Raw genomic sequence first — 19,625 nt, 5'->3', positions numbered from 1 at the left:
GTTAGTACACCGTTCTGTTGAGTCTATCGAGGAGGGCAGGTTCGTCGAACAGGGACTCGACCGCGTCCGCGACGCCGACGACGACGAACACGAACGCGGCGTTCTTCACGGCGTCGGCCTCCCGCGTCTCCCTGACGTACTGCTGGAGTTCGTCCAGCAGCGCCTGGGCCGGCGAGATGACCGTCACGTCGCGGCGGGCGTCGTCGAGGAACTCGTCGAGGTCGTCGACGCGGTCCTTGAGGTCGGACCGCTGGTCGACGCGGTCCATCGCCGCGTACGACAGGAAGTCGTCGAGGCGGTAGGCGCCGCTCCACGTCACGGAGACGTCGCGGAGGTCGGCGCAGGCGCTGAACAGGTCGACGTTGTGTTTCGTGTTCATCGCGTCGTCGATGACGGAGACGACGCCGCGGCCGACCGACAGCATCCCGTCGACGCTGCGGTCCGGGTCGACGCCGCCGTCGGCGAACGCGACGCCGCGGCTCGGTACCTCCTCCACCGTGTCCGCCAGGTCGTGGATGACGCTGGCGTAGTACCGGTGGACGGCGGTGTCGAGCTGGCTCGACGGCACGAGGTCGTCGGCCTCGTCGCGGAGCGCCGCCAGTTCGTCGCGCTGCCGGTCGGAGAGCCGGAAGTCGAAGTCGACGTCGAGCGTCTCGCGCTGGGTCGCGTCCTCCGTGAGCTGCACCGTCGTCGCCGCCTCGCTGAACGCCGATGCGTCGACGCTGCCGGTGAGCCGGTATCGGCCGACCGGGAGTTCGCCGAAGTCGACGGTGCCGTCGCGGTTCTCCGGCGCGGCGCCCTGGACGTGGTCGGCGAGCCAGTCCTCGTCGGCGGTCAGCGTCACGTCGACGGCGCCGGTCCGCTCGCCGCCGACGGTCGTCGTCACCGTGAGCCCGCCGGTCTTCCCGATGAGCCGGACCTCCGACGGGAACGCGTCGAGGTCGTCCACCTCGGTCGACTCCTCCGTGAACCGGTCGTGGCTGGCGCGCACCGCCAGGTTCGACGCGGTCGGCGGCAGCTCGAACCGGGCGACGCCGTCGGCGTCGGTCGCCTCCTGCACCGTCGAGCCGTCGTAGCTCACTTCGACCGTCGCGCCGCTGATGGGGTCGCCGGTCTCGTCGACGACGGTCATCGACTTCCGCGCCGGCGGAATCGTGAGTTCGGCGCGGTCCGGGTCGACCAGTTCGACGGTCTCGGTGTCCTTCAGTCCGTTGTACGACGCCGTCAGCCGCCAGCCTTCCCGCGGCAGGTCGACGGTGTCGCTGCCGCCGTCGATTTCGAACTCGCGGGGCTGCGGCCCCGAAACGTTCCGGCCGCCCTGCCGCCCGCCGCCGGACGTCGACTCCGCGAGCAGGTGGACGGGCGCGCCGAACGGGCCGCCGGCGAAGCCGTCGCGGACGTCGACCTGAATCGTCCGGCTGCCCCCGCCGCCCGCGCCGCCGGGCTGCTCGTCGCGCAGGAACGTATCCCAGACGAGCAGCACGACGATGGCGAACAGGAGGAGGATCAGTACGACGACGAACGCTAAGTTCGGGACTCCGTAAGTTTCCCCGCCGAGGAGTCCGCCGGCCTTCGCTCCCCCGCCGCCCGCCGTTCCGTTCGTCGTGCCGTTCGTCGTCCCGTTGGTCGTGCCTGCGGTGCCGTTCGCCGTGCCGTTCTGGACGGCCGCGGCGGCGTTCGTCGCCCCGAACGGGCTGCCGCCCGCGGAGCCGAGCGCGTCGAACGACGCGTTCCCGACGGACAGGACGACCGACGCGCCGGAGTCGCCGGCGAGCGCGAGCAGGTAGCCGCTGGACCCGTTCAGCGAGACGTTGCCGAGCGACACCGTCGAGCCGTCGACGGCGACGCCGGTGAGCGTCTGGACGCCGTCGCTCGTCACCAGGAGCGCCCGGGTGACCGAGTCGACCGGGACGGCCTGTCCGGCGGCGAGCGTCGTCCCGGACCGGAGTTTCGCGTCGATGATTTCTCCGGGCTCCGTCGAGTCGTCGACGACGGTCGCGCCGTCGACGGTGACGGTGGCGTTCACGCGGTCGGCGCCGGCGACGTACTCGTTCGTGACGACGATTCGGCCGGTTTCGGCCGTCGCGTGCACCGCGTACGTCCCGGCGGGGCCGGCGGTCCGTATCGCGACCGTGTACTGCGTGTCCGCGACGAGCAGCGGCGACTCGACGACGATTTTGCTCCCGGCAACCGTCGTCGTCGGCGCGGCGAGCGACCCGAGGTCGGCGGTGACCGACCCGGTGACGGTGACGCCGCCGTCGGCGTCCGAGGCGGTCACCGACCGCGGCGGGGTGAGCAGGGCGGTGAAGGCGTCGGACCGCGGAAGCCGCAGCGTCCCGTTGTCCACCTGCGTCGCCGAGGCGGTGACGGCGGTTCCGCTCTCGGACGTCACGTTCAGAGTGACGGCGGCGGAGCCGAGCCCGACCTGCTTCGTCGTCCCGACCGTCAGCCGCCCCTTACCGTCGAACGCCGCGGAACCGCCTTCCAGCGCCACGTACCGGAGGTCGAGCGTCTCGTTGTACACCGCCGTCCCGTTCGACCGGACGACGACCGTCGCCTCCGCGAGGTTCGCGTCGGGCAGCGCGTCCGCACCGACCACGTACCGGTAGTGCGTCCCGTTGGCGTTCGCGTTCGTCGGCGTCTTCCGGTACGTCTGGAGGCGCTTCGAGCCGGCCGACACCGCGATTTCGACGCTCCGGTCGGCGACCGCCGACCGGCTGATGCGGACGCGCAGCCCGCCGCTGTCCGTCTGGCTGGCGTCCGAGCCGGCGAGCGCAGCCGTGACGGCGTCGTCCGGCGGCGACACCGCTCCTCGGGTCGTCGTGGCGGCGTTCGTCGCTGATTGGTGTGTCGCCGCCGGGGTCGTGGCCTGGGTCGTCGCCGCGGCGGCGAGCGGCGTCGCCGCGGCGCCGACGACGAGGACGGCGAGGAGCACGGCGAACACCGACCGGGTCCGGAGTGGTTTCATGCCGTCGTCACCTCGCGTTCAGCGACACGTACCGGTCGAGGTTCTCCTCCAGGTCGGCGAGGTGCGCCTCCGAAATCGCGTTCTCCGCGCCGTTCCCGAGCTGTCTGGCGACCTCGATGTTGTCCTTGTGCTCTTCGAACGCGTCGCGGGCGTGGTCGAGCAGCGGATTCAGGTCGAAGCCGCCGAGCAACAGCAGGACGTCGACGTCGTTGCCGCGGCCCTCCTTCGGCGTCAGTGTCGTCATGCCGACGGCGCCGCCGATGTCGTTCTTCCGCTTCCACGTGCTGAACGCCGACTGCACGCCGGTCTCGGTGACCTCGCCGCTCTCGATGAGATGTTCGGGGGCGCGGACGACGGCGTACGCCGCCCGCGAGGTCGAGACGTCCATCGGCACGAACGTCTGGTCCGCCGCGCGGTCGAACATCAGTTCGTACTCGATCATCTTCCCGTTCAGTCCGGTGGCGACCGCCGGCGTGAAGTGGTACGCGCCGATTTCGGACGGCTTCGCAACGTAGTCCTCCACGTCGATGACGCCGCGGGCCTCCCGGCCGGCGCTGATGAGCAGGTCGATGGCGGTGACGATTCGTTCGTTCACCGTCCCGTAGCTCCCGACGCCGTCGTCGTTGTCGAGGTGGGAGTTCGCGGCGAGCAGCACCATGTCGGCGTTCTGCGAGCCGTCGCGGTCCATCAGGAGCCGTGACAGCCCGCAGATGGCGTTGAACTGCCGCTGAGCGGGCTCGTCGTAGTACGGCCACGCGGCGAACGCGACGTTGACGAGCGTGTCGTTGTCGAGCCAGCCGGGGAGTTCGACGTCCGAGTCCTGCGATATCTGCCGAATCAGGTACGGGATGGAGCCGCTGCCGGTGCCGCCGCCGAGCGTCGTGAGGTAGACGAAGGCGTCCGAGCCGATGGTGAAGTCGTCGACGTTGTCGATGATTTTGCTGACGTCCTCGCGGGCGCACTCCTCGCCGGCGAGGAAATTGTTGCCGACGCCGCGTTTCGACCCGAACACGACGCCCGGGTCGTCGTCCAGCGCGTCCTCCAGCCCGGCGTGGTCCATCGTGTTCCGGATGTCCGCGCGGTTCGTGTTCAGAATCAGGATGCGGTCTTCGATGCCGGGGTTTTCGTTCCGTGCGAGGAACTCCGCGGCGATGCGGCCGCCGCCCTCTCCCGAGGAGATGAGCGCCCACCGGGTGAACGACCGTTCGCGCTGAGACATCAGGCTGTCACCCCCGCGTCGCCGACCGTGACGTCGGCGTCGAGTTCGCGGATGGTCGCCGCGACGAGGTCGTCAGAGGCCGGTACCGACAGGAACTTCGTCCGCATCTCGTCGAAAGTCATTGAGTCTCCGTCTGTGAGGTTGTGGTCGATGATGGTCTCCAGCCTCGACCGGAACTGGTCGTGGTCGTACACGAGCACGTCGCCGTCGTCGAGCGTCGCCGTGTGGCCCTCCTGCTCCGCCCACAGCACGAGCAGACACGGGACGTAGTCGTCGGCGATGGGCAGGTCGGTCTCCGGCGTCAGGTACTCGTCGTCGTCGAACTTCGATTCGAGCTCCGGCGCGACCGTCGGCAACTGTTCTTCGACGTCGGCTGCGTCGTCGCCGCACACCTGCTCGCGGAGGCTGCGCTCGGGCAGCGTCAGCTCCACGGACCGGTCGGCGTCGACGCGGACCGACTCGGTCGCGTCGGTGAAGCCGTCCGTCGGCGTCGACGCCGACACCGTGTACTCGCCGTACGGCACGTCGTCGAACGTCTCCGTCGCGGCGACGTACGTCGACGCGGTCGCCTCGCGGTCGACGCCGTCGCCGTCGAGCCGGAGCGTCAGGTCGTGCTCCTCGCCGGTGCTCGCGGCGAGCTGCGCGGTGAGTTCGACGCTGTACGACTCGCCGCCGCCCGCCGCGACGACCGCCGGGCCGTTGGGGTCGAACTCGACGTCGTCGGCGGCGTCGGCGTACAGTTCGAGGAACGGCTCCGCGTCGCGGACTGGGAGGTCGTCGGCGCCGACCCGGCCGCTGCTCCGGAGCCCCTCGTCGATGCGTTCGCGGACCGTCGGGTACGACTCGGCGACCGCGGCTTTCGTCTCCGCGGCCTCGACGGCGTCCGTCAGTTCGCTCGCCGCGCTCAGCCACGCCGACCGGAACTCCTCGAGCGACTCAGCGTCGTCGAGCTGCGCCGCGTAGTCGGTCGCGACCGCCGGCGGCGCCGTGTAAAACCCCATGGGGACGTCGGCGTCGCGGATGGTGTCGACGTGCCGCTCCAGGTCGGACTCCAGTTCGCGAATCATCGCGGTCGCGGCCGACCGGACGTCGGCGGCGGCGCGGTCGAGGTCGTCCGCCGCGAGCGCGGAGTCCATCGACGCCAGTTCGTCTTCGACGCGCCGGACCGTGTCGAGGTGCTCGTCGGAGACGAAGCCGTCGACGCCGACGGAGTCGATGGTGGACAGTGTGTTCTCCAGCGCCTCGCGGTCTGCGCTGAACTGCTCGCTCACCTCGCCTTCGGCGTGCTGCCGCGCGCGGCGCAGCGCCGCGAGCGCGTCGTCGTACCTGGCGGCGTCGACGAATCGCTCGGCCTCGTCGAGTTCTTCGCGGACGCGGTCGGCGTCGCCGTCGTAGTCCTCGACGGTCCGCTCGATGCGGTCGACCGCGTCGCCGAACGCGGTCGCGGCCTGCTCGCGGGCGTCCTGCAGCACCGCCTCCGCGTCGCCGTAGCCGCCGTCCGCCGGCACGTCGCGCGCGGCGACGTCGACCGGCGTGCCGTCATCGCCGAGGAAGTCCTCGGCGGCCGTCGCGGCCGCGTCACGCGAACGCTCCACGTCGTCCTCGGCGAACGACCGGAAGGCGTCGTCGCGGTCCGCCGCGAACGAGCCCACGCGGTCGGACAGCCGGTCGAACTCCTGGACGCGGTCGGGCGACCGGACCGTGAACGTCGCCGCGTCGACGTCGACGTCGACGCCGGCGTCCGCGAAGTCGTCGGCGAGCTGTTCGGCGTCCGTCTGGACGCCGTCGGGCCGCCACTGCGGGTAGTCGCTGCGGAGCTGGTTGTACGTCGTGAGCTCCGCGCGGAACGAGTCCGCGGCGCTGCGCGCGGCGTCCTGCAGGAACTCCCCTTCGGAGGTCGACGACCGCGTCACGACGCCGCGGACGTACAGCCCGATGGACGCGACGATGACGACCGGGACGCCGACGCCCAGCACGTACACGCCGAGCTGTGAGCCGAAGTAGAGGAACACGCCGAGACCGACGAGTACCGTGACGAGAACGATGCCTCCGATGCCGAGTGCGGCTTTGTACTGTCGCTTCATAGAATCACTGTGAGGAGGGAGGAGGCGACCACCGGCACCGCCGCGCCGACGATGAGCGCGACGACGCCGAGGCCGACGGGGACCGCGATCTGTTTCGGGCTGAACTGGGAGGTGCGGGAGACGCCGCGGTCGAACTCCGTCTTCGACAGTTCGCGCCGGGCGAGCCAGTAGCCGGCGCCGCCGCCGACCGCCGCGCCGACGAGCAGCGCGCCGACGGCGACGAGCCGGACGAGCCGCGCCGCGCCGCGCCGCGTCTCCTGGAGCGCCCCGAGGTACGCCTGCAGCGCCGACCGAGCGGACTTGTGCGCGTCCGCGTTCTGCCGTTCGACCGCGGCGATGACCTCGCCCGCGTCCGCGGTGTCACCGGCGCGGGTCGCCGCGAACGCGCTCTGCTGTGCGGCGGCCGCCGACGCGTTCAGCGAGACGGTTTGGAGCGTCGTCAGCGACTCGTTCGGCTTGCTCGCGCCGAACGACCCGTTCTTCGCGCGCGCCTGGAGCGTCTCCGCCGCGTCCATCACGCGGTCGTTCGCTTCGACGAACGCGGCTTCGTCCTGCACGAACTGCGTCTTCGCCGCCCCCGACGGGAAGCTGAGCGTCCGGTTGCCGACCGCGGAGTCCGCGCGGGCGCCGGTCACGACCGTGTACCGGCCGCCCGGGAGCGCGTCCTTGAATCTGAGCGCCCGGCCGAGTCGAACCGGGCCGTCCGCCGGCTGAACCGTCACGACCGCGCTCAGTCGCCGCTCTTCGGTGATCGCGAAGCCGGGGTTGTCCTGGAGTTCCCACGCGGAGTACGTCTCGGGAGTGCCGCTGTCACAGACGTAGACGGTGAGTTCGGTGCCGGGGTAGAGGCTGGCGCTCTGTGAGAGCCGGTCGCCGGTGTCGAGGTAGGCGACCACGGAGTCCTGATTGACGCCGGCGCACGGCTCCGCCACGGTGACGGCTCCGGCCGCCGGAGCGGACGCCGCGAGCGTCGCGGCGAGCACCACGGCCGCGAGCATGGCCGCTCGGCGGGGTCGGTCGCGGCTCATCTCACCGCATCCCCCGGCCGCGGTAGGCGACCGCCGCGCCCGCGATGAGGCCGCCGCCGACGCCGAGCGCGCCGCCGAACACCGCCGGCGCGACCGGGAGGCTGGCGAACCGGACCGCGGCGGCCGTCACCTCGTACTGCCGGGACGCTTCCCTCGCCAGCGCGGCGAGCGTCCGACTCGACTCCGCGCCCGCCGGAGACGACAGCAGCGTCACGGCGACCGCGAGCACCGCCGACGCCGCCAGCGCCGCCGTCACGGTGCGGAGTCCGCGTGGGCGCCGCGTCGAGCCGCCGCGCGTCAAGCCGGCACCCCCGCGGCGTGCTCCTCCGCCAACTCCTCCAGTTCGGCGATGCGGCTGATGTCCTCGCGCGCGAACGTCAGGAGCGTCGTGAACGACGCGAGGTTGCGCTCGGTCAGCGTCATCCCGATGTTCACCTCCGAGCAGTACGAGTCCAGCAGGCTCCGAATCACGGACACCTGGATCCTGTGGTCGTCGTCGGTGATGTACGGCGCCGGCGCGCGGACCTGCCCGATGGCCTTCTGGGCGTCGGCCGGCGTGAGGTCCGCGACGCTGCGTTTGCTGACCGCGAGCCGGGAGAGCGCGGCGCCGTCGACGTTCTCCCGGCCGACGAACGGCGCGACGTAGCCGAGCAGCGACCGCGTCATCGTCACCGACCGGCCGAGCGACGCGTAGCCGACGCCGCCGTCATTCAGCGTCAGCGACGTCACGACGTCCTGTAGGTCCACAACCGGCGCGTCCAGGTCGTCGTACCGGCCCGGGTCGATGCGTTCGAGAATCGGCCCCGAGATGAGGTCGACGATGGCGGAGCCGACGTAGTCGTTGTACTCGTTGAACCGGCCCTCCGCGGCGTCCTCGTAGGCCAGCCGCTGGTTGTCCACGAGCACGACGCCGTCGACGTGCTCCTCCAGCCGGTTCAGGCCGTACACCGCGTTGGCGGCCTGCCGGGTCGCGCTCGCCTCCCCGTCGTCGCTCACCTGCCCCGTCGTGTTCGGCATCACGGCGACGGCGATGACGTCTGTGGACGGGCCGCCGTACGCCTTGATGGCGTCGGCGAGGTGCGGCGCGATACCGCACCCGGTGCCGCCGCCGAGCCCGAGGAACAGGAACGCGAACGGCGGCGTCCCCTCGCCGAACCGCTCTTGGTACGCCTCGACGACGCGGTCGGTGGTCCCCTGCATCGCGTCGTCGGCCTTCTGCGGGTCGCGGCCGAACCCGCCCGTCACCTCCTCTTCGAACCCGGGCGTCGTCCCCGGGACGAGCCCTTCGGACGCGGAGACGCCGTACCACGCCTCGCGTTCGATGTTCGAGAGGTTCTGTAGGTCCCTGATGGTCGAGTTGAACACGACCGGCGTAGCGAGCTGCGCGACGCGCTCGTGGTCGAACACTGAATCGACGATGGCACACCCGGCCTGGCCGGCGCCGACGAACAGATATGGCATAGACTAATCTGTGGAGAACATTATCGATTCGCCACATAACTCTAACGTCAGGTTGTGTCTCCCAGACCGGGAAAATAAGCCTCAGCCGCGGAGCCGGCGCAGCATCACGCTGTACTCGTTCCGCTCGTACAGCCCCTCGACTCTGTCCAGGACGTCGTGGGTCGCGGCCGCGACCCCGGCCGCCCGCTCCGCGTCGCCGGCGGCGAGCGCATCCGACGCGGTCTCCTCCAGCGACTCCGTCAGCGAGAGGAAGTACACCGGGATGCTGTGGTTGTGGTCGGTCCGGGAGTCCACGTACCGTGACCTGATTTCGGCGCGCCGGTCGCCGATGCGGTCGACGTCGGCGCGCGCCGCTTCCGCGTCGGCGTCCGCGCCACCCGGGCCGCCGCCCGCTGACTCGGCCGTCGCGTCGGACGCGTCGGTCGCATCGGACGCGTCGCCTCCGCGGGCGTCGGCGTCGCGGAGCGCGGCGACCAGTTCGCGCTCGTAGAACTCCACTTCGTTGCGGACGGCGTACGGCACCACCGTGTTCGTCGCGTCCGCGCGGTCGAGCATCCCGTCGAGCTGGTCGAGGCGGTCGCGGAGCGCGGCGGCCGCGGCGTCGTCGACGCCGTCGAGCTCCGACCGGACCGCGTCGACGCGGGCGGCGACGTCCGCGGCGTCGACGTCGCCGGTCAGGCTCCGAATCGTCGCGGACTCGTTCAGCGAGTCGACCGCGGTGCGGAGCGCGCGGGCGACGTCGTCTTCGGCCCCGGTGACGAGTTCGTCGAGCAGGTCGCGGGCGGCGCTGCTCTCCGCGCGGTTCCCGCTGCGGACCCGTTCGGCCGCGCGGGACGCCGGCGTGTCGGCGCCCCCGACGTCCGCGTCGTCGGTGGCGGCGTCTGCGAGCGCCTCCACCTGGTCGGTGAGCGACGCGTCCGAGAGGTCGCGGTCCAGGTCGGCGCGACGAACCGCGCGGTCGACCGTCACCTCCAGGTCCGACAGTTCCGCGGCCGCGTCGGCCTCCGCGGCGGCGTCGGCGGCGACGGTCGCCGCCAGCGACGCCACGGCCGCCGACAGCGAGTCGTCGTTGTCGCGGAGCCGCGAGGCGACCCGTTCGGCGTCGCCGTCCGCGACGGTTCGCTCCACGGCCTCGGCGGCCTCCAGCGCGTCGACCGCGGCGGTCAGGGTTTCCCGGAGGTCCTCTCGGCTCCGCGTCGACGCCGCCGACAGCGAGTCGAGCAGGTCCGCGGCGCGCTGCCCGGACGGCCGCCGCGACCGCGTGATTTCGTCGGCGACGTCGGCGACCTGCGAGTACTCGTCGCTGCCGGCGCCCGCGACGTCGGCCGGCGCGACCGTCACCTGGCTCCGCTCGACGGCGGTGGCGAGCGCCCGCGCCTTCTTCGGCGCCGACGCGTCGGACGCGACCCGGCCGTCCGCGCCGGCGACGCCGGCCTCGCGAGCAAGCGTGTCGAGCGCCTCGCCGAGGTCGTCGAGCTGCCGGAGGACGTCGGTCTCGTTCGGCCGGGCGTCGAGCCGCGCCGCGACCTTCTCGACGTCGAAGCCGCCGTCGTCGCCGCCTAACAGCCCCATGAACACGGTCGGGAGTGGTGCGCCGGGCATCGTCACAGCATGTTGTCGCGGCCGAGACAGCTGAACAGCGATTCGACCTCGCCCCAGACCTCCCGCAGGTCCTCAGCCTGCGAGGTCTGCCCCTCGTCTTTCAGCCGCTTCGCGTGGTCGTACATGGATTCGAGCGACGGCATCCGGGGGTTCCACAGCGTCCCCCACATGAACACGTCGTCGAGATACGGGATGACGAGCTGGTTCACCTGGACGTCGACGGTTTCGACGCCGGCCGTGTTCGCGGAGTCGAGGAACTCCTCGCCGTTCAGAATCGACTGGAGCGTCCCGTCGGTGACATACGCCGACACCTCCTCCATCTTCTCCTCCGGCCCGTACACCATGAAGTTCCCGCCCCACGCCGTCGACGGGTCGAAGTCGGCGAGCCGGTTCTGCAGAATCGTGTTTCGCGCCAGCAGTTCGAGGCTGGACTCGTTGATGTCGTTCGACCGGAGGCGGCCGAGCGCCGGCGCCAGCACGACCGCGGGCCGCTCGTCGGCGTCCATGTCGTGCGGGTACTTGTCCTCGACCAGCCGGAAGCTGTCGGCGACGTCGAAGACGCTGCCCCGAATCGTCATCGTGGCGTCCTGGTCGGTGAGCTGCGGCGTCGACGACATCGTGAACGCCTCGAGGAACGCGACCAGCGGCTTGTTGAGGTCGACGTACTCCGGCGGGTTGTACCGGTCGAGGTTGTCGATGCGCGGCGTGATGTCCTTGCTCGCGAGCCGCAGGTGGTCGTTGTTGAACGGGATGAGCGCGTCCGCGGCCCGCGAGATGCGCGCCAGCCCGACGACGCCGTTCGTCTTCGCGCGGCCGCCGACCTCGGACTGCTTGCCGCCCTCCGACGGAATCACGACCGAACTCAGGATGGCCTTGTCGATGACCAGGTCGTCTTCGAGGACGTGTTCGCGAATCTTGTCGGTGATGACCGGCGTCGCGCCGCAGCCGGTGCCTTTGGTGACGCTGTGGACCATCATGATGGCCTGCGCGTCGCGGATGTCCTGCTGAGTCATGTCCCAGCGGTCGCGGAACGGGTTCGCGCCGTCGGCGAAGTCGGCCTCGGCGACCTTCGCGCCGTTGCTCCACCGGTAGCCCATGCCGCTGTAGCCGTGCTTCCCGAAGCCGATGATGGAGTTCGACAGCAGGTCGTTCCGGCTGTACTGCTTCAGTTCCTTCGCGTAGTACGTCTGTTCGAGTTCGGCGATGTTCGTGTTCAGCAGGCCGTAGCCGGCGAGGCCGCCCTCCCAGATGCGGGCGCGGTCCTCGTGGTTTCGGCTGAGCGTGTCCCGCCGCATCAACACGGCGTCGACGATGTTGTTGCCGGCGCCGCCGACGCCGACGAGGAACCACTTCCGGCCGTACATCTCGTCGTCCACGGCGCCAGCGCCGCCGCCGGCTGCCGCGCCGGCGCCGCCGGTGTCACCGATGCCGTTGCCGGCGGGCGGGCCGCCGGAGTCGCCGCCGTTCCGCCCCGAGTCGTCCGGTCCGTCGGCCTCAGGGGCGTCGTCGGCGTCGCCGAACAGGTAGGCGAACTCGTCGCCGTAGATGGCGCGGACCGACGGCTCGTCGCCGCCGTGGGCGTTCACGATGTGGTCTTCGAGGGAGTCAGCCTCCCACTGTGCGGCCGAGGCGAAACAGATCTGACATTGCTCACTCATTGCTTGGGTCGTGTGATTCGGGGGAGTTAGGTGTACTTCTCGCGGAATCGCTGATGGGTCCGTTCGAGCGCCCGCGACGCGGAGACGCCGTCCGCCGTCGTGAACTCGATGAACCCCGGCGGCTCCGGGCTCTGCAGGTCGACGGCGTCGAACAGGTCGCTCTGTCTGCTCGCGAACCGTTCGAGGTTCACCAGCACCGGCCGGGTCGCGACGGACTCGGGGAGCGCCTCGACGTTGTACTGGACGACGTCGCCGTCGTCGTCGACGTCGCGCTGGAAGTCCCGCAGCGCGTACAGCACCTCGTCGACGACCTCCTCGGGCGGCGGCACGCGCTCGCGGGACGACGGCGACGACCCCGGCGTCGACGACGTTGACGGAGACGCAGAGGCCGACGACGAAGACGACGAGGACGAATCGGTCGAGCGCGCGGAGTCGGCGTCGTCCGCGGCGTCACCGGACCCGGCGTCGGAGTCTGTCGAACGGGTCGGCGTCGACGCGGACGCCGCGGGGTAGTCGAACCGGAGTGCCCGCGCGGCGTCGTCGTACGTCACCGAGACGTCGTCGTAGCCCGCCTGAATCGCCGGGAGCAGCGTCTCGACGTACTCGTCGGCGACGCCGGACGGGACCGACACCGACTCGTGGCGGTTGTCGATGCTCGCGCGCAGCGACCCGACGAACTCGACGGCGGAGACGAGCCGTGCGGCGAGCGTCGCCGCCTCCTCGGCCCGGTCTTCCGCCTCCTCGAACCGGCAGTCGTGGAGCGCCTCCTTCGCCTCTTCGACGCCGGTTCTGACGCTGCGGACGCCGCCGGCGTCGGCGTCGCGGCCGTCCACGAACACGTCCGCGACGCGGTCGGCGAACGGGACGTCGAGCGAGTCGACCTGTGACTCCGCGGTCGACGCCTGCTGTTCGGCGCGCTCGACGGCGTCCGCGACCGCGGACTCGTGTTCGTCGACGTACGTCCGGAGGTCCGAGCGGTGCTGGTCGACGGCGTCGACGGCGGCGGCGACCTCGGCGTACGTGTCGCTCTCGTCGGCGAGCGCCACGAGTTCGTCGGCGACGTGGTCGATGTGGACGCCGCCGTCGCGGTTCGGCAGCGACACTTCGCGGAACCGCGTCGGGAGGTTCACGAGGCTGTACTCGTCGCCGTACCGCGACCGTACCGTCGTCTTCCCGAACTCCGTCCGGAGCCCGCTCGTCAGCCGCCGCGCGAACTCCTCGTCGAGTTCGTCGAGCCGGCGCTCCGCCGACAGCGACTCCAGCCGCTCCTCGATGGCGGCGCGTCGCGTCCGCGCCTCCTCGCCGTCCGTGAGCCGCTGGCACTCCGCGATGTCCGCTTCGACGTCGTCGAGCCGGTCGCGGAACGACGCGGCGCCCTCGCGGACCGCCTTCGTCCCCTCGGGCGCGACGGTTTCGAGGTCGTCGAGGCCGTCGAACCGGCTCTCGTAGCCGGCCTCGAACGTCGACCGGAGGTCGTCGAGTTCGGTCTTGAGCCGGCCGAGTTCGCCGCTGGTCTCCTCCAGTACGACGTCGTTCCAGCGGTAGCTCCGCACGGCGTACAGCTGCAGGGCGGCGGCGACGACCGGGACCGCGAAGAAGCCGGCGAGCTGCAGCGCGGGGACGTCCCGGCTCAGCAGCGGCGCGTACACGCCGAAAAAGAGCGCGAAGAACAGCACGGCCGACAGCGTCGCGGTGCCGTAGGCGGCTTCGCGGTGGTCGAACAGCAGCATCGCGACGCCCTGCGCCGCCCACGCGGCGACGATGAGCAGGAACAGCGCCATCACCAGCGCGGAGCTATCCTTGAACACGACGGCCGCCTGAAACAGCACCGGAACCGACAGAATCGGGTCGGCGACCGGTTCGAGCCCGGCGGAGCTAGTCGAGTAGCCGAAGAGCGCGAGCAGGGTCTGGACGAGTGCGACGAGCAGCGGAACCCCCGCCGCGCCCCACGCGACCGTCGACCCGTTCGGTTCGGTTGACATCCTCGACTCACACTGATACACACACCCTCAAAACAGTTGAGCATAAATTCTTAGTTACAGTACGGCAACGATATCCGGCACGGCACGCAGCGCCGAGCGGCGCGCCATCGACGCAGGCAGCTACGTTTCAGCGAGTCGTGACGAGAGAAGAAGCGCAGAGCCAGGCCGCTCCGCCGTACCGGCTCCGTCGCCGCCACGACGCTACGCGTCCGGCGCGCGAAACACCCGCAGCGTGTCTCGGCGGAGTTCCTCGGAGTGAATCTGTTCGGCGCCGACGCCCGAGAAGACGTCTCGCCAGTTCCGGTAGTACAGCGGGAGGCCGTCGTCCACGTAGTTCACCGACGGGTCGGCGTCGCTGCCGTCGTCGCGGCTGTCGCCGCTGGCCGCGTCGTCGGCCGGGGCTTCAGACTCGTTCTCGACGGTGACGATGCGCTCGGCGGCGACTCTGGCGACGTCCGCGAACGCCCACGCCGAGTCGGGGTGGAGGTGCTGGAGGGTCTCGACGGAGTAGACGACGTCGTAGCGGTCGTCGGGGGCGTCGGCGACGAACTCCTCGATGGTGCCGACGTGGAACGTCCCGTCGGCGGCGAGCGCCGGGGACGACTCCCGAAGCACGTCGATGGCGTCCCCGTTGATTTCGACGCCGTGGAGGTCGCGGTAGCCGGCGCCGTGGAGGTGCGCGAGGTGCCGGCCGGGCCCGCAGCCCAGTTCCAGCACCGCGGCGTCGCTGTCGACGTGGTCGTCGAGTATCGCTCCGAGCCGCTCGCTGGTCTCGTCCGGGCCCTTGTAGTCGTAGTACTCCGGTGAGTATTCGCCGGTGCGTCCCGCCCACTCCTTCCGGATATCGGGGGCGTCCACGTCGGCAGCGACGCCGCTCGTGCGGATAGTTGCTTCGGCACCGCCGCGACGTGACCGAGTCGACGAGCCGCATCGACGCCGGCCGCTGCGGCGCGATACAGGCCACCGGAATTCTTGGTACTCAGGAAATCCCCGCTTCTTCCGGAGAGATGCGGATATTAATTCCTTAGTTCGGCGCAATTCAGGAAGTAGCATCCAAGAAGGCTAGTTCTTTCGGCGTATTAGTGGACGTTTACACGCAGTTCTTTTCACGTGTTGTGGGTCGTGTGTACGTGAAGCACGGACCGTTTCGCCAGGAAACTGGAGAAACACGGGGCAGATACGCCGACCTACCACCATGGTACACAAAAAAGAACACTGGAAGGAGGAGCTGTACGGCGACGAGGTACGGGAGAAACTGCTGGAGTTCGCGGCCGAGGGCTGGGACTCGATTCCCGAGGAGGAGCGCGACGAGTGGTTCTCGCGGTTCAAGTTCTGGGGGGTGTTCCACCAGCGCAGCGGCCAGGAGAGCTACTTCATGCTCCGGCTCACGAACTGCGGCGGCGTGCTCGAACCGGGGCAGCTCCGCGCCATCGGCGAGGTCGCGCGCGACTACGCCACCGGCCCGGCCGACAACCCCGAGTTCGGGAACGGCTGGGTCGACTTCACGACGCGGCAGTCGGTTCAGCTCCACTGGCTGAACCTCGAAGATGTCCCGGCCGTCTGGGAGAAACTGGAGTCGGTCGGCGTCAGCACGCGCTCGGCCGGCGGCGACGCGATGCGGAACATCTCGGGCTGCCCGGTCGCCGGCGCCGACGCCGACGAGTTCGTCGAGACGCGGCCGCTGCTCGATCGGCTGCAGTCCGACCTCCGCGGCGACGACGCGCTCGCGAACATGCCGCGGAAGTTCAACATCTCCGTGACCGGCTGCCGGGAGGGCTGCGCGCAGGACTCCATCAACGACGTCGCGCTCGAACCGGCGAAGAAGCTCCGCGACGGCGACGCGGTCAAGGGGTTCAACGTCCGCGTCGGCGGTGGCCTCGGCGGCCGCGAGCCGCGCCGCGCCCGCCCGCTCGACGTGTTCGTCGACACCGACCGCGCCTACGACGTCGTCCGGGCGTTCGTCGAACTGTACCACGACGAGGGGAACCGCGAGAACCGCAGCAAGAACCGCGCCCGGTTCTTCGTCGACGACTGGGGGACCGACGACATCCGCGAGGCGCTCGCGGACCGCGTCGACTTCGACCTGGCGCACGCCGGCACCGACCTCCGCGAGGAGTACACCTACAACGCCGGCAAACACGAGAGCCACGGGAAACACGACCACGTCGGCGTCCACGAGCAGGGAGACGGCGCGTACTACGTCGGCCTGAGCGTCCCGGTCGGCCGGATGCCCGCGGAGGAAGCCATCGAACTGGCGGACCTCGCCGACGAGTACGGCTCCGGCGAGGTTCGGCTCACGCGCCGGCAGAACCCGCTCATCATGGACGTCCCGGAGGCCAAACTGGACGCGCTGCTCGACGAGCCGCTCTTGGAGACCCACAGCCCGGACCCGGACCTGTTCACCCGCGGGTCGATGGCGTGCACCGGAACGGAGTTCTGCTCGCTCGCGCTCACCGAGACGAAGACCCGGATGGCGGTGATGCTGCGGTGGCTCCGCGCGAACGTCGACGCGCCGAGCGACGTGTCCCAACTCAAGATTCACTTCTCGGGCTGCACCGCCGACTGCGGGCAGGCGATGACCGCGGACATCGGCCTGCAGGGGATGCGCGCCCGGAAGGACGGCGAGATGGTGGAGGCGATGGACGTCGGCGTCGGCGGCGGTATCGGCGCGGACCCGACGTTCATCGAGTGGGTCCGCCAGCGCGTCCCGGCCGACGAGGTCCCCGGAATGTTGCGGAACCTCGTCGAGGCGTTCGCGGCGCTCCGGGAGGACGGCCAGACGTTCCGCGAGTGGGTCGACGCGACCGGCCACGAGACCATCATCGAGCTGGCCGAGCCGGAGGAGACGACGTACGACGACCCGTGTCTCACCGACGCGAAACAGTCGTGGTACCCGTTCGCGGACGACGAGAGCCCGGCGCCGACGACGCCCGACGGCACCCCGATTCAGAGCGATGACTGACGGCGACCCGGCGACCGCGACGGCGACTAAAGCGGGAACTGACTCGGTGGTCGACGCCGCGACCGAATCACGGACGCGGCGTTCGTCCCGGACGTCGGTGGCGCCGATGGACGCCGCGCCCGAACTGATGGCTCCGGCCGCTGCGGCTGACGCCGACACTCCAGCCACGGACGGCGAATCCGCGGCCGACGACCGCGACCGGTGCGGAGGCGGTGACGCGTGACCGCCCCGGTGCCGACGACATGCATGCGCTGTGCGGTCGGCTGCGGCCACGTCCAGCGCGGCGTCGACAGCGGCTACGGCGTCGCGGCGGTCCGCGGCGACGTCTCACACCCCGTGAACAACGGCCTGGCGTGCAGCCGCGGCATCCGCGAGAGCGCCGACCCGGACGGCGAGTGGCTGACGCAGCCGCTCGTCCGCGAAGACGGAGAGCTGCTGGCGACGACGTGGGACGTCGCGCTGGCCCGCGTCGCCGAGGAGTTCCGGGCGCGGCTCGAACGCGACCCGGACTCGGTCGCGGTGCTCGGGAGCGGCCAGCAGACCAACGAGGCGGCGTACGCGCTCGGGAAGCTCGCGCGCGGCGGCTTCGGCACCCGGTACTACGACGCGAACACGACGCTGTGCATGGCGAGCGCCGTCGCCGCCTACTACGACGCCTTCGGGAGCGACGCGCCGCCGTGCACCTACGACGACATCCCAGAGGCGGAGACGCACCTCGTCTGGGGCGCGAACCCGGCGGTCGCTCACCCAGTCATGTTCCGCTGGATCGCCGAGAGCGCCGAGGCCGACGGCAGCCGGCTCGTCGTCGTCGACCCCGTCGAGTCCGAGACCGCCGAGCGCGCCGACGCCCACGTCGCCCCCGACCCCGGCGGCGACCTCGCGCTCGCGCGGGCCGTGCTCGCTCGCCTCGTCGACCGCGGCGACGTCGACCGGGAGTTCGTCGCGGCCGCCACCACCGGCTTCGCCGCGCTCACCGAACGGCTGCCCGCGGCGGAGTCGGCCGCCCGCGACGCCGGCGTCTCGATGTCCGTCGTCGACGGCCTCGTGGACGCGCTCTGCGACGACACGCTGCTGTACTGGGGGATGGGTGTGAACCAGAGCGTCCGAGGCACCGCGACCGCCGGCGCGCTCGTCGACCTCTGTCTCGCCTCCGGGAACCTCGGCGGCGGCTCCGGGCCGTTCTCGCTGACCGGGCAGGCGAACTCGATGGGCACCCGCGTCTGCTCCGCGAAGGGGACGTGGCCCGGCCACCGGTCGTTCATCGACCCGGACGAGCGCCGCGTCGTCGCGGACGCGTGGGGAGTCCCGGTCAACCGGCTCCCCGACGACGCCGGCCCCGGACCGGTCGGTCTCGTCGACGCCGTCGACGACGGCCCGGTGTCGGCCGTCTGGGCGGTCGCGACGAACCCCGTCGCCGGCCTCCCCGACGCGACCGCCGCGAAACGCCGGCTCGACGACGCCTTCCTCGTCGTCCAGGACGGCTTCCGCACCGAGACCGTCGAGCACGCAGACGTCGTGCTGCCGGCGGCGACGTGGGGTGAATCCGAGGGGACGGCGATAAACATGGAGCGAACGGTGTCGCGGGTCCGTGCGGCGACCGACCTGCCGTCGGGCGTCCGGACGGACCTCGACGTCATCACGACCGTCGCCGCGCGCGTCGTCCCGGGGCTGTTCGAGACGACGACGCCGGCGGGGCTGTTCGACGAACTCGCGGCGCTGACGGCGGGCACCCCGGCGGACCTCTCCGGCATCAGCTACGACCGGCTCGACGACGAAACCGCGGTGCGCTGGCCCGCGCCGGACGCCGCGTCGAGCACGGCGTACCGCTACGTCGACGGCGACGGCTGGTCGTTCGAGACGCCGTCCGGGGCGGCGCGGTTCTCGGCGGGCGACGGCGACCCGCTCCCGGAGCCGACCGACGACCGGTACCCGCTCACGCTGACCACCGCCCGCGAATCCGACGGCTACAACACCGGGATTCGGTCCCGTACCAGAGACGGCGGGGACGACGCGGGCGGTTCCGCGGACGCGGACGGCAGCGCGGACCGAGAGGACGGTCCGGCCGTCGACCCTGACGTGGAGACGCACGGCGTCGATGCCCCGGACTCCGTCTCCGGGACGGACGCCGGGTCGGACCACGGCCCGGTTCGCTGCCGGGTGCACCCGGAGACCGCGGAGCGGCTGAGCGACGAGGACGGGACGGCGGTGGTCGAGTCGCGGCGCGCCGCGGTTCCGGTCCGCGTCGAGGCCGACGACGCAATCCCGGAGGGGATGGTGTGGCTCCCGATTCACCACCCGCGGACGAACGAACTCACCGTGCCGGAGACCGACCCGCGGTCGGACGAGCCGAACTACAAGCAGTGTGCCGTCCGGCTCTCCGCGACGCCGACGGAGTCGGAACTGGTGACGAAGCGCGGCGCGAACGCCGACGACTGACCAACGGCTCTTCGCTCGGAGAAGCGGTGTGTTCGCCGCGCTTCGGCAGCCCCTCTGGGCGACGTGGGTGTGCGCCCGCCCCTGTGGTGACGGACGCGCGGCCGAAGCCGGCGGCACCGGAATGCGCACAGCGCGGGTGGGTGCCCGGCACTGTACCGACCCGTACAGAACCGACTGATTTCAGGGTACCGACTGTGGACAGACACGTCCGTCGTCGGTCGTCCG

The 19,625-nt window shown here is 71.0% G+C and carries 13 protein-coding genes; 3 read left to right on the top strand and 10 right to left on the bottom strand.

The window, feature by feature from the left end; all coding sequences use genetic code 11:
* Position 1: 1 nt before the first annotated feature.
* The 10 genes from ACQUST_RS12505 to ACQUST_RS12460 form a co-directional block, all read right to left on the bottom strand.
* Positions 2–2,968 carry a carboxypeptidase regulatory-like domain-containing protein gene (locus tag ACQUST_RS12505; RefSeq protein ID WP_435129039.1) on the bottom strand — a complete coding sequence of 989 codons (2,967 nt, stop codon included), beginning with the start codon at positions 2,966–2,968 and terminating at the stop codon, positions 2–4.
* 7 nt (positions 2,969–2,975) lie between these two features.
* On the bottom strand, positions 2,976–4,187 hold the full coding sequence (locus tag ACQUST_RS12500; protein ID WP_435129036.1) for a hypothetical protein: 1,212 nt from the start codon (positions 4,185–4,187) through the stop codon (positions 2,976–2,978).
* Complete coding sequence (locus ACQUST_RS12495; RefSeq protein WP_435129033.1) at positions 4,187–6,271, bottom strand: hypothetical protein; 2,085 nt, start codon at positions 6,269–6,271, stop codon at positions 4,187–4,189. Before ACQUST_RS12495 ends, ACQUST_RS12500 begins: the two co-directional genes overlap by 1 nt.
* Positions 6,268–7,269 carry a hypothetical protein gene (locus tag ACQUST_RS12490; RefSeq protein WP_435129030.1) on the bottom strand — a complete coding sequence of 334 codons (1,002 nt, stop codon included), beginning with the start codon at positions 7,267–7,269 and terminating at the stop codon, positions 6,268–6,270. Before ACQUST_RS12490 ends, ACQUST_RS12495 begins: the two co-directional genes overlap by 4 nt.
* 31 nt (positions 7,270–7,300) lie before the next feature.
* The gene (locus ACQUST_RS12485; RefSeq protein WP_435129027.1) at positions 7,301–7,555 is read right to left on the bottom strand and encodes a hypothetical protein; all 255 of its coding nucleotides are present in this window, start codon (positions 7,553–7,555) and stop codon (positions 7,301–7,303) included.
* 41 nt (positions 7,556–7,596) lie between these two features.
* Positions 7,597–8,760: a cell division protein FtsZ gene (locus ACQUST_RS12480; protein ID WP_435129024.1), complete on the bottom strand. Its 1,164-nt coding sequence runs from the start codon at positions 8,758–8,760 to the stop codon at positions 7,597–7,599.
* 81 nt (positions 8,761–8,841) lie between these two features.
* Entirely contained in the window at positions 8,842–10,362 is a 1,521-nt protein-coding gene (locus ACQUST_RS12475; protein WP_435129021.1) for a hypothetical protein, read from the bottom strand.
* Positions 10,363–10,364: 2 nt separating this feature from the next.
* Complete coding sequence (locus ACQUST_RS12470; protein WP_435129018.1) at positions 10,365–12,020, bottom strand: cell division protein FtsZ; 1,656 nt, start codon at positions 12,018–12,020, stop codon at positions 10,365–10,367.
* Positions 12,021–12,046: 26 nt separating this feature from the next.
* On the bottom strand, positions 12,047–14,002 hold the full coding sequence (locus ACQUST_RS12465) for a hypothetical protein (RefSeq protein ID WP_435129015.1): 1,956 nt from the start codon (positions 14,000–14,002) through the stop codon (positions 12,047–12,049).
* A gap of 201 nt (positions 14,003–14,203) precedes the next feature.
* Entirely contained in the window at positions 14,204–14,860 is a 657-nt protein-coding gene (locus ACQUST_RS12460) for a class I SAM-dependent methyltransferase (RefSeq protein ID WP_435129012.1), read from the bottom strand.
* A gap of 337 nt (positions 14,861–15,197) precedes the next feature.
* Here ACQUST_RS12460 and ACQUST_RS12455 point away from each other — a divergent pair, with 337 nt between their 5' ends.
* Genes ACQUST_RS12455 through nasA form a run of 3 tightly spaced genes read left to right on the top strand, consistent with a single transcriptional unit; the run spans position 15,198 to position 19,400 of the window.
* Positions 15,198–16,964, top strand: a complete 1,767-nt coding sequence (locus ACQUST_RS12455; RefSeq protein WP_435129009.1) for a nitrite/sulfite reductase — start codon at positions 15,198–15,200, stop codon at positions 16,962–16,964.
* Entirely contained in the window at positions 16,957–17,187 is a 231-nt protein-coding gene (locus ACQUST_RS12450; protein ID WP_435129006.1) for a hypothetical protein, read from the top strand. The genes ACQUST_RS12455 and ACQUST_RS12450 overlap by 8 nt, the downstream gene beginning before the upstream one ends.
* A complete protein-coding gene (gene nasA / locus ACQUST_RS12445) occupies positions 17,184–19,400 on the top strand; it encodes an assimilatory nitrate reductase NasA (RefSeq protein WP_435129003.1) in 2,217 nt (738 codons plus the stop codon). Before ACQUST_RS12450 ends, nasA begins: the two co-directional genes overlap by 4 nt.
* Positions 19,401–19,625: the final 225 nt, after the last annotated feature.

It is taken from the genome of Halobaculum sp. D14, from assembly GCF_051195135.1.
Taxonomy (GTDB): domain Archaea; phylum Halobacteriota; class Halobacteria; order Halobacteriales; family Haloferacaceae; genus JBNTKA01.
This window is presented reverse-complemented; position numbering and strand designations above follow the sequence as displayed.

Bases quoted from the DNA above. Each gene is read 5' to 3' on its own strand.
- ACQUST_RS12505 (WP_435129039.1), bottom strand. From the start codon at position 2,968: ATGAAACCACTCCGGACCCGGTCGGTGTTCGCCGTGCTCCTCGCCGTC.
- ACQUST_RS12500 (WP_435129036.1), bottom strand. From the start codon at position 4,187: ATGTCTCAGCGCGAACGGTCGTTCACCCGGTGGGCGCTCATCTCCTCG.
- ACQUST_RS12495 (WP_435129033.1), bottom strand. From the start codon at position 6,271: ATGAAGCGACAGTACAAAGCCGCACTCGGCATCGGAGGCATCGTTCTC.
- ACQUST_RS12490 (WP_435129030.1), bottom strand. From the start codon at position 7,269: ATGCTCGCGGCCGTGGTGCTCGCCGCGACGCTCGCGGCGTCCGCTCCG.
- ACQUST_RS12480 (WP_435129024.1), bottom strand. From the start codon at position 8,760: ATGCCATATCTGTTCGTCGGCGCCGGCCAGGCCGGGTGTGCCATCGTC.
- ACQUST_RS12475 (WP_435129021.1), bottom strand. From the start codon at position 10,362: ATGCCCGGCGCACCACTCCCGACCGTGTTCATGGGGCTGTTAGGCGGC.
- ACQUST_RS12470 (WP_435129018.1), bottom strand. From the start codon at position 12,020: ATGAGTGAGCAATGTCAGATCTGTTTCGCCTCGGCCGCACAGTGGGAG.
- ACQUST_RS12465 (WP_435129015.1), bottom strand. From the start codon at position 14,002: ATGTCAACCGAACCGAACGGGTCGACGGTCGCGTGGGGCGCGGCGGGG.
- ACQUST_RS12455 (WP_435129009.1), top strand. From the start codon at position 15,198: ATGGTACACAAAAAAGAACACTGGAAGGAGGAGCTGTACGGCGACGAG.
- ACQUST_RS12450 (WP_435129006.1), top strand. From the start codon at position 16,957: ATGACTGACGGCGACCCGGCGACCGCGACGGCGACTAAAGCGGGAACT.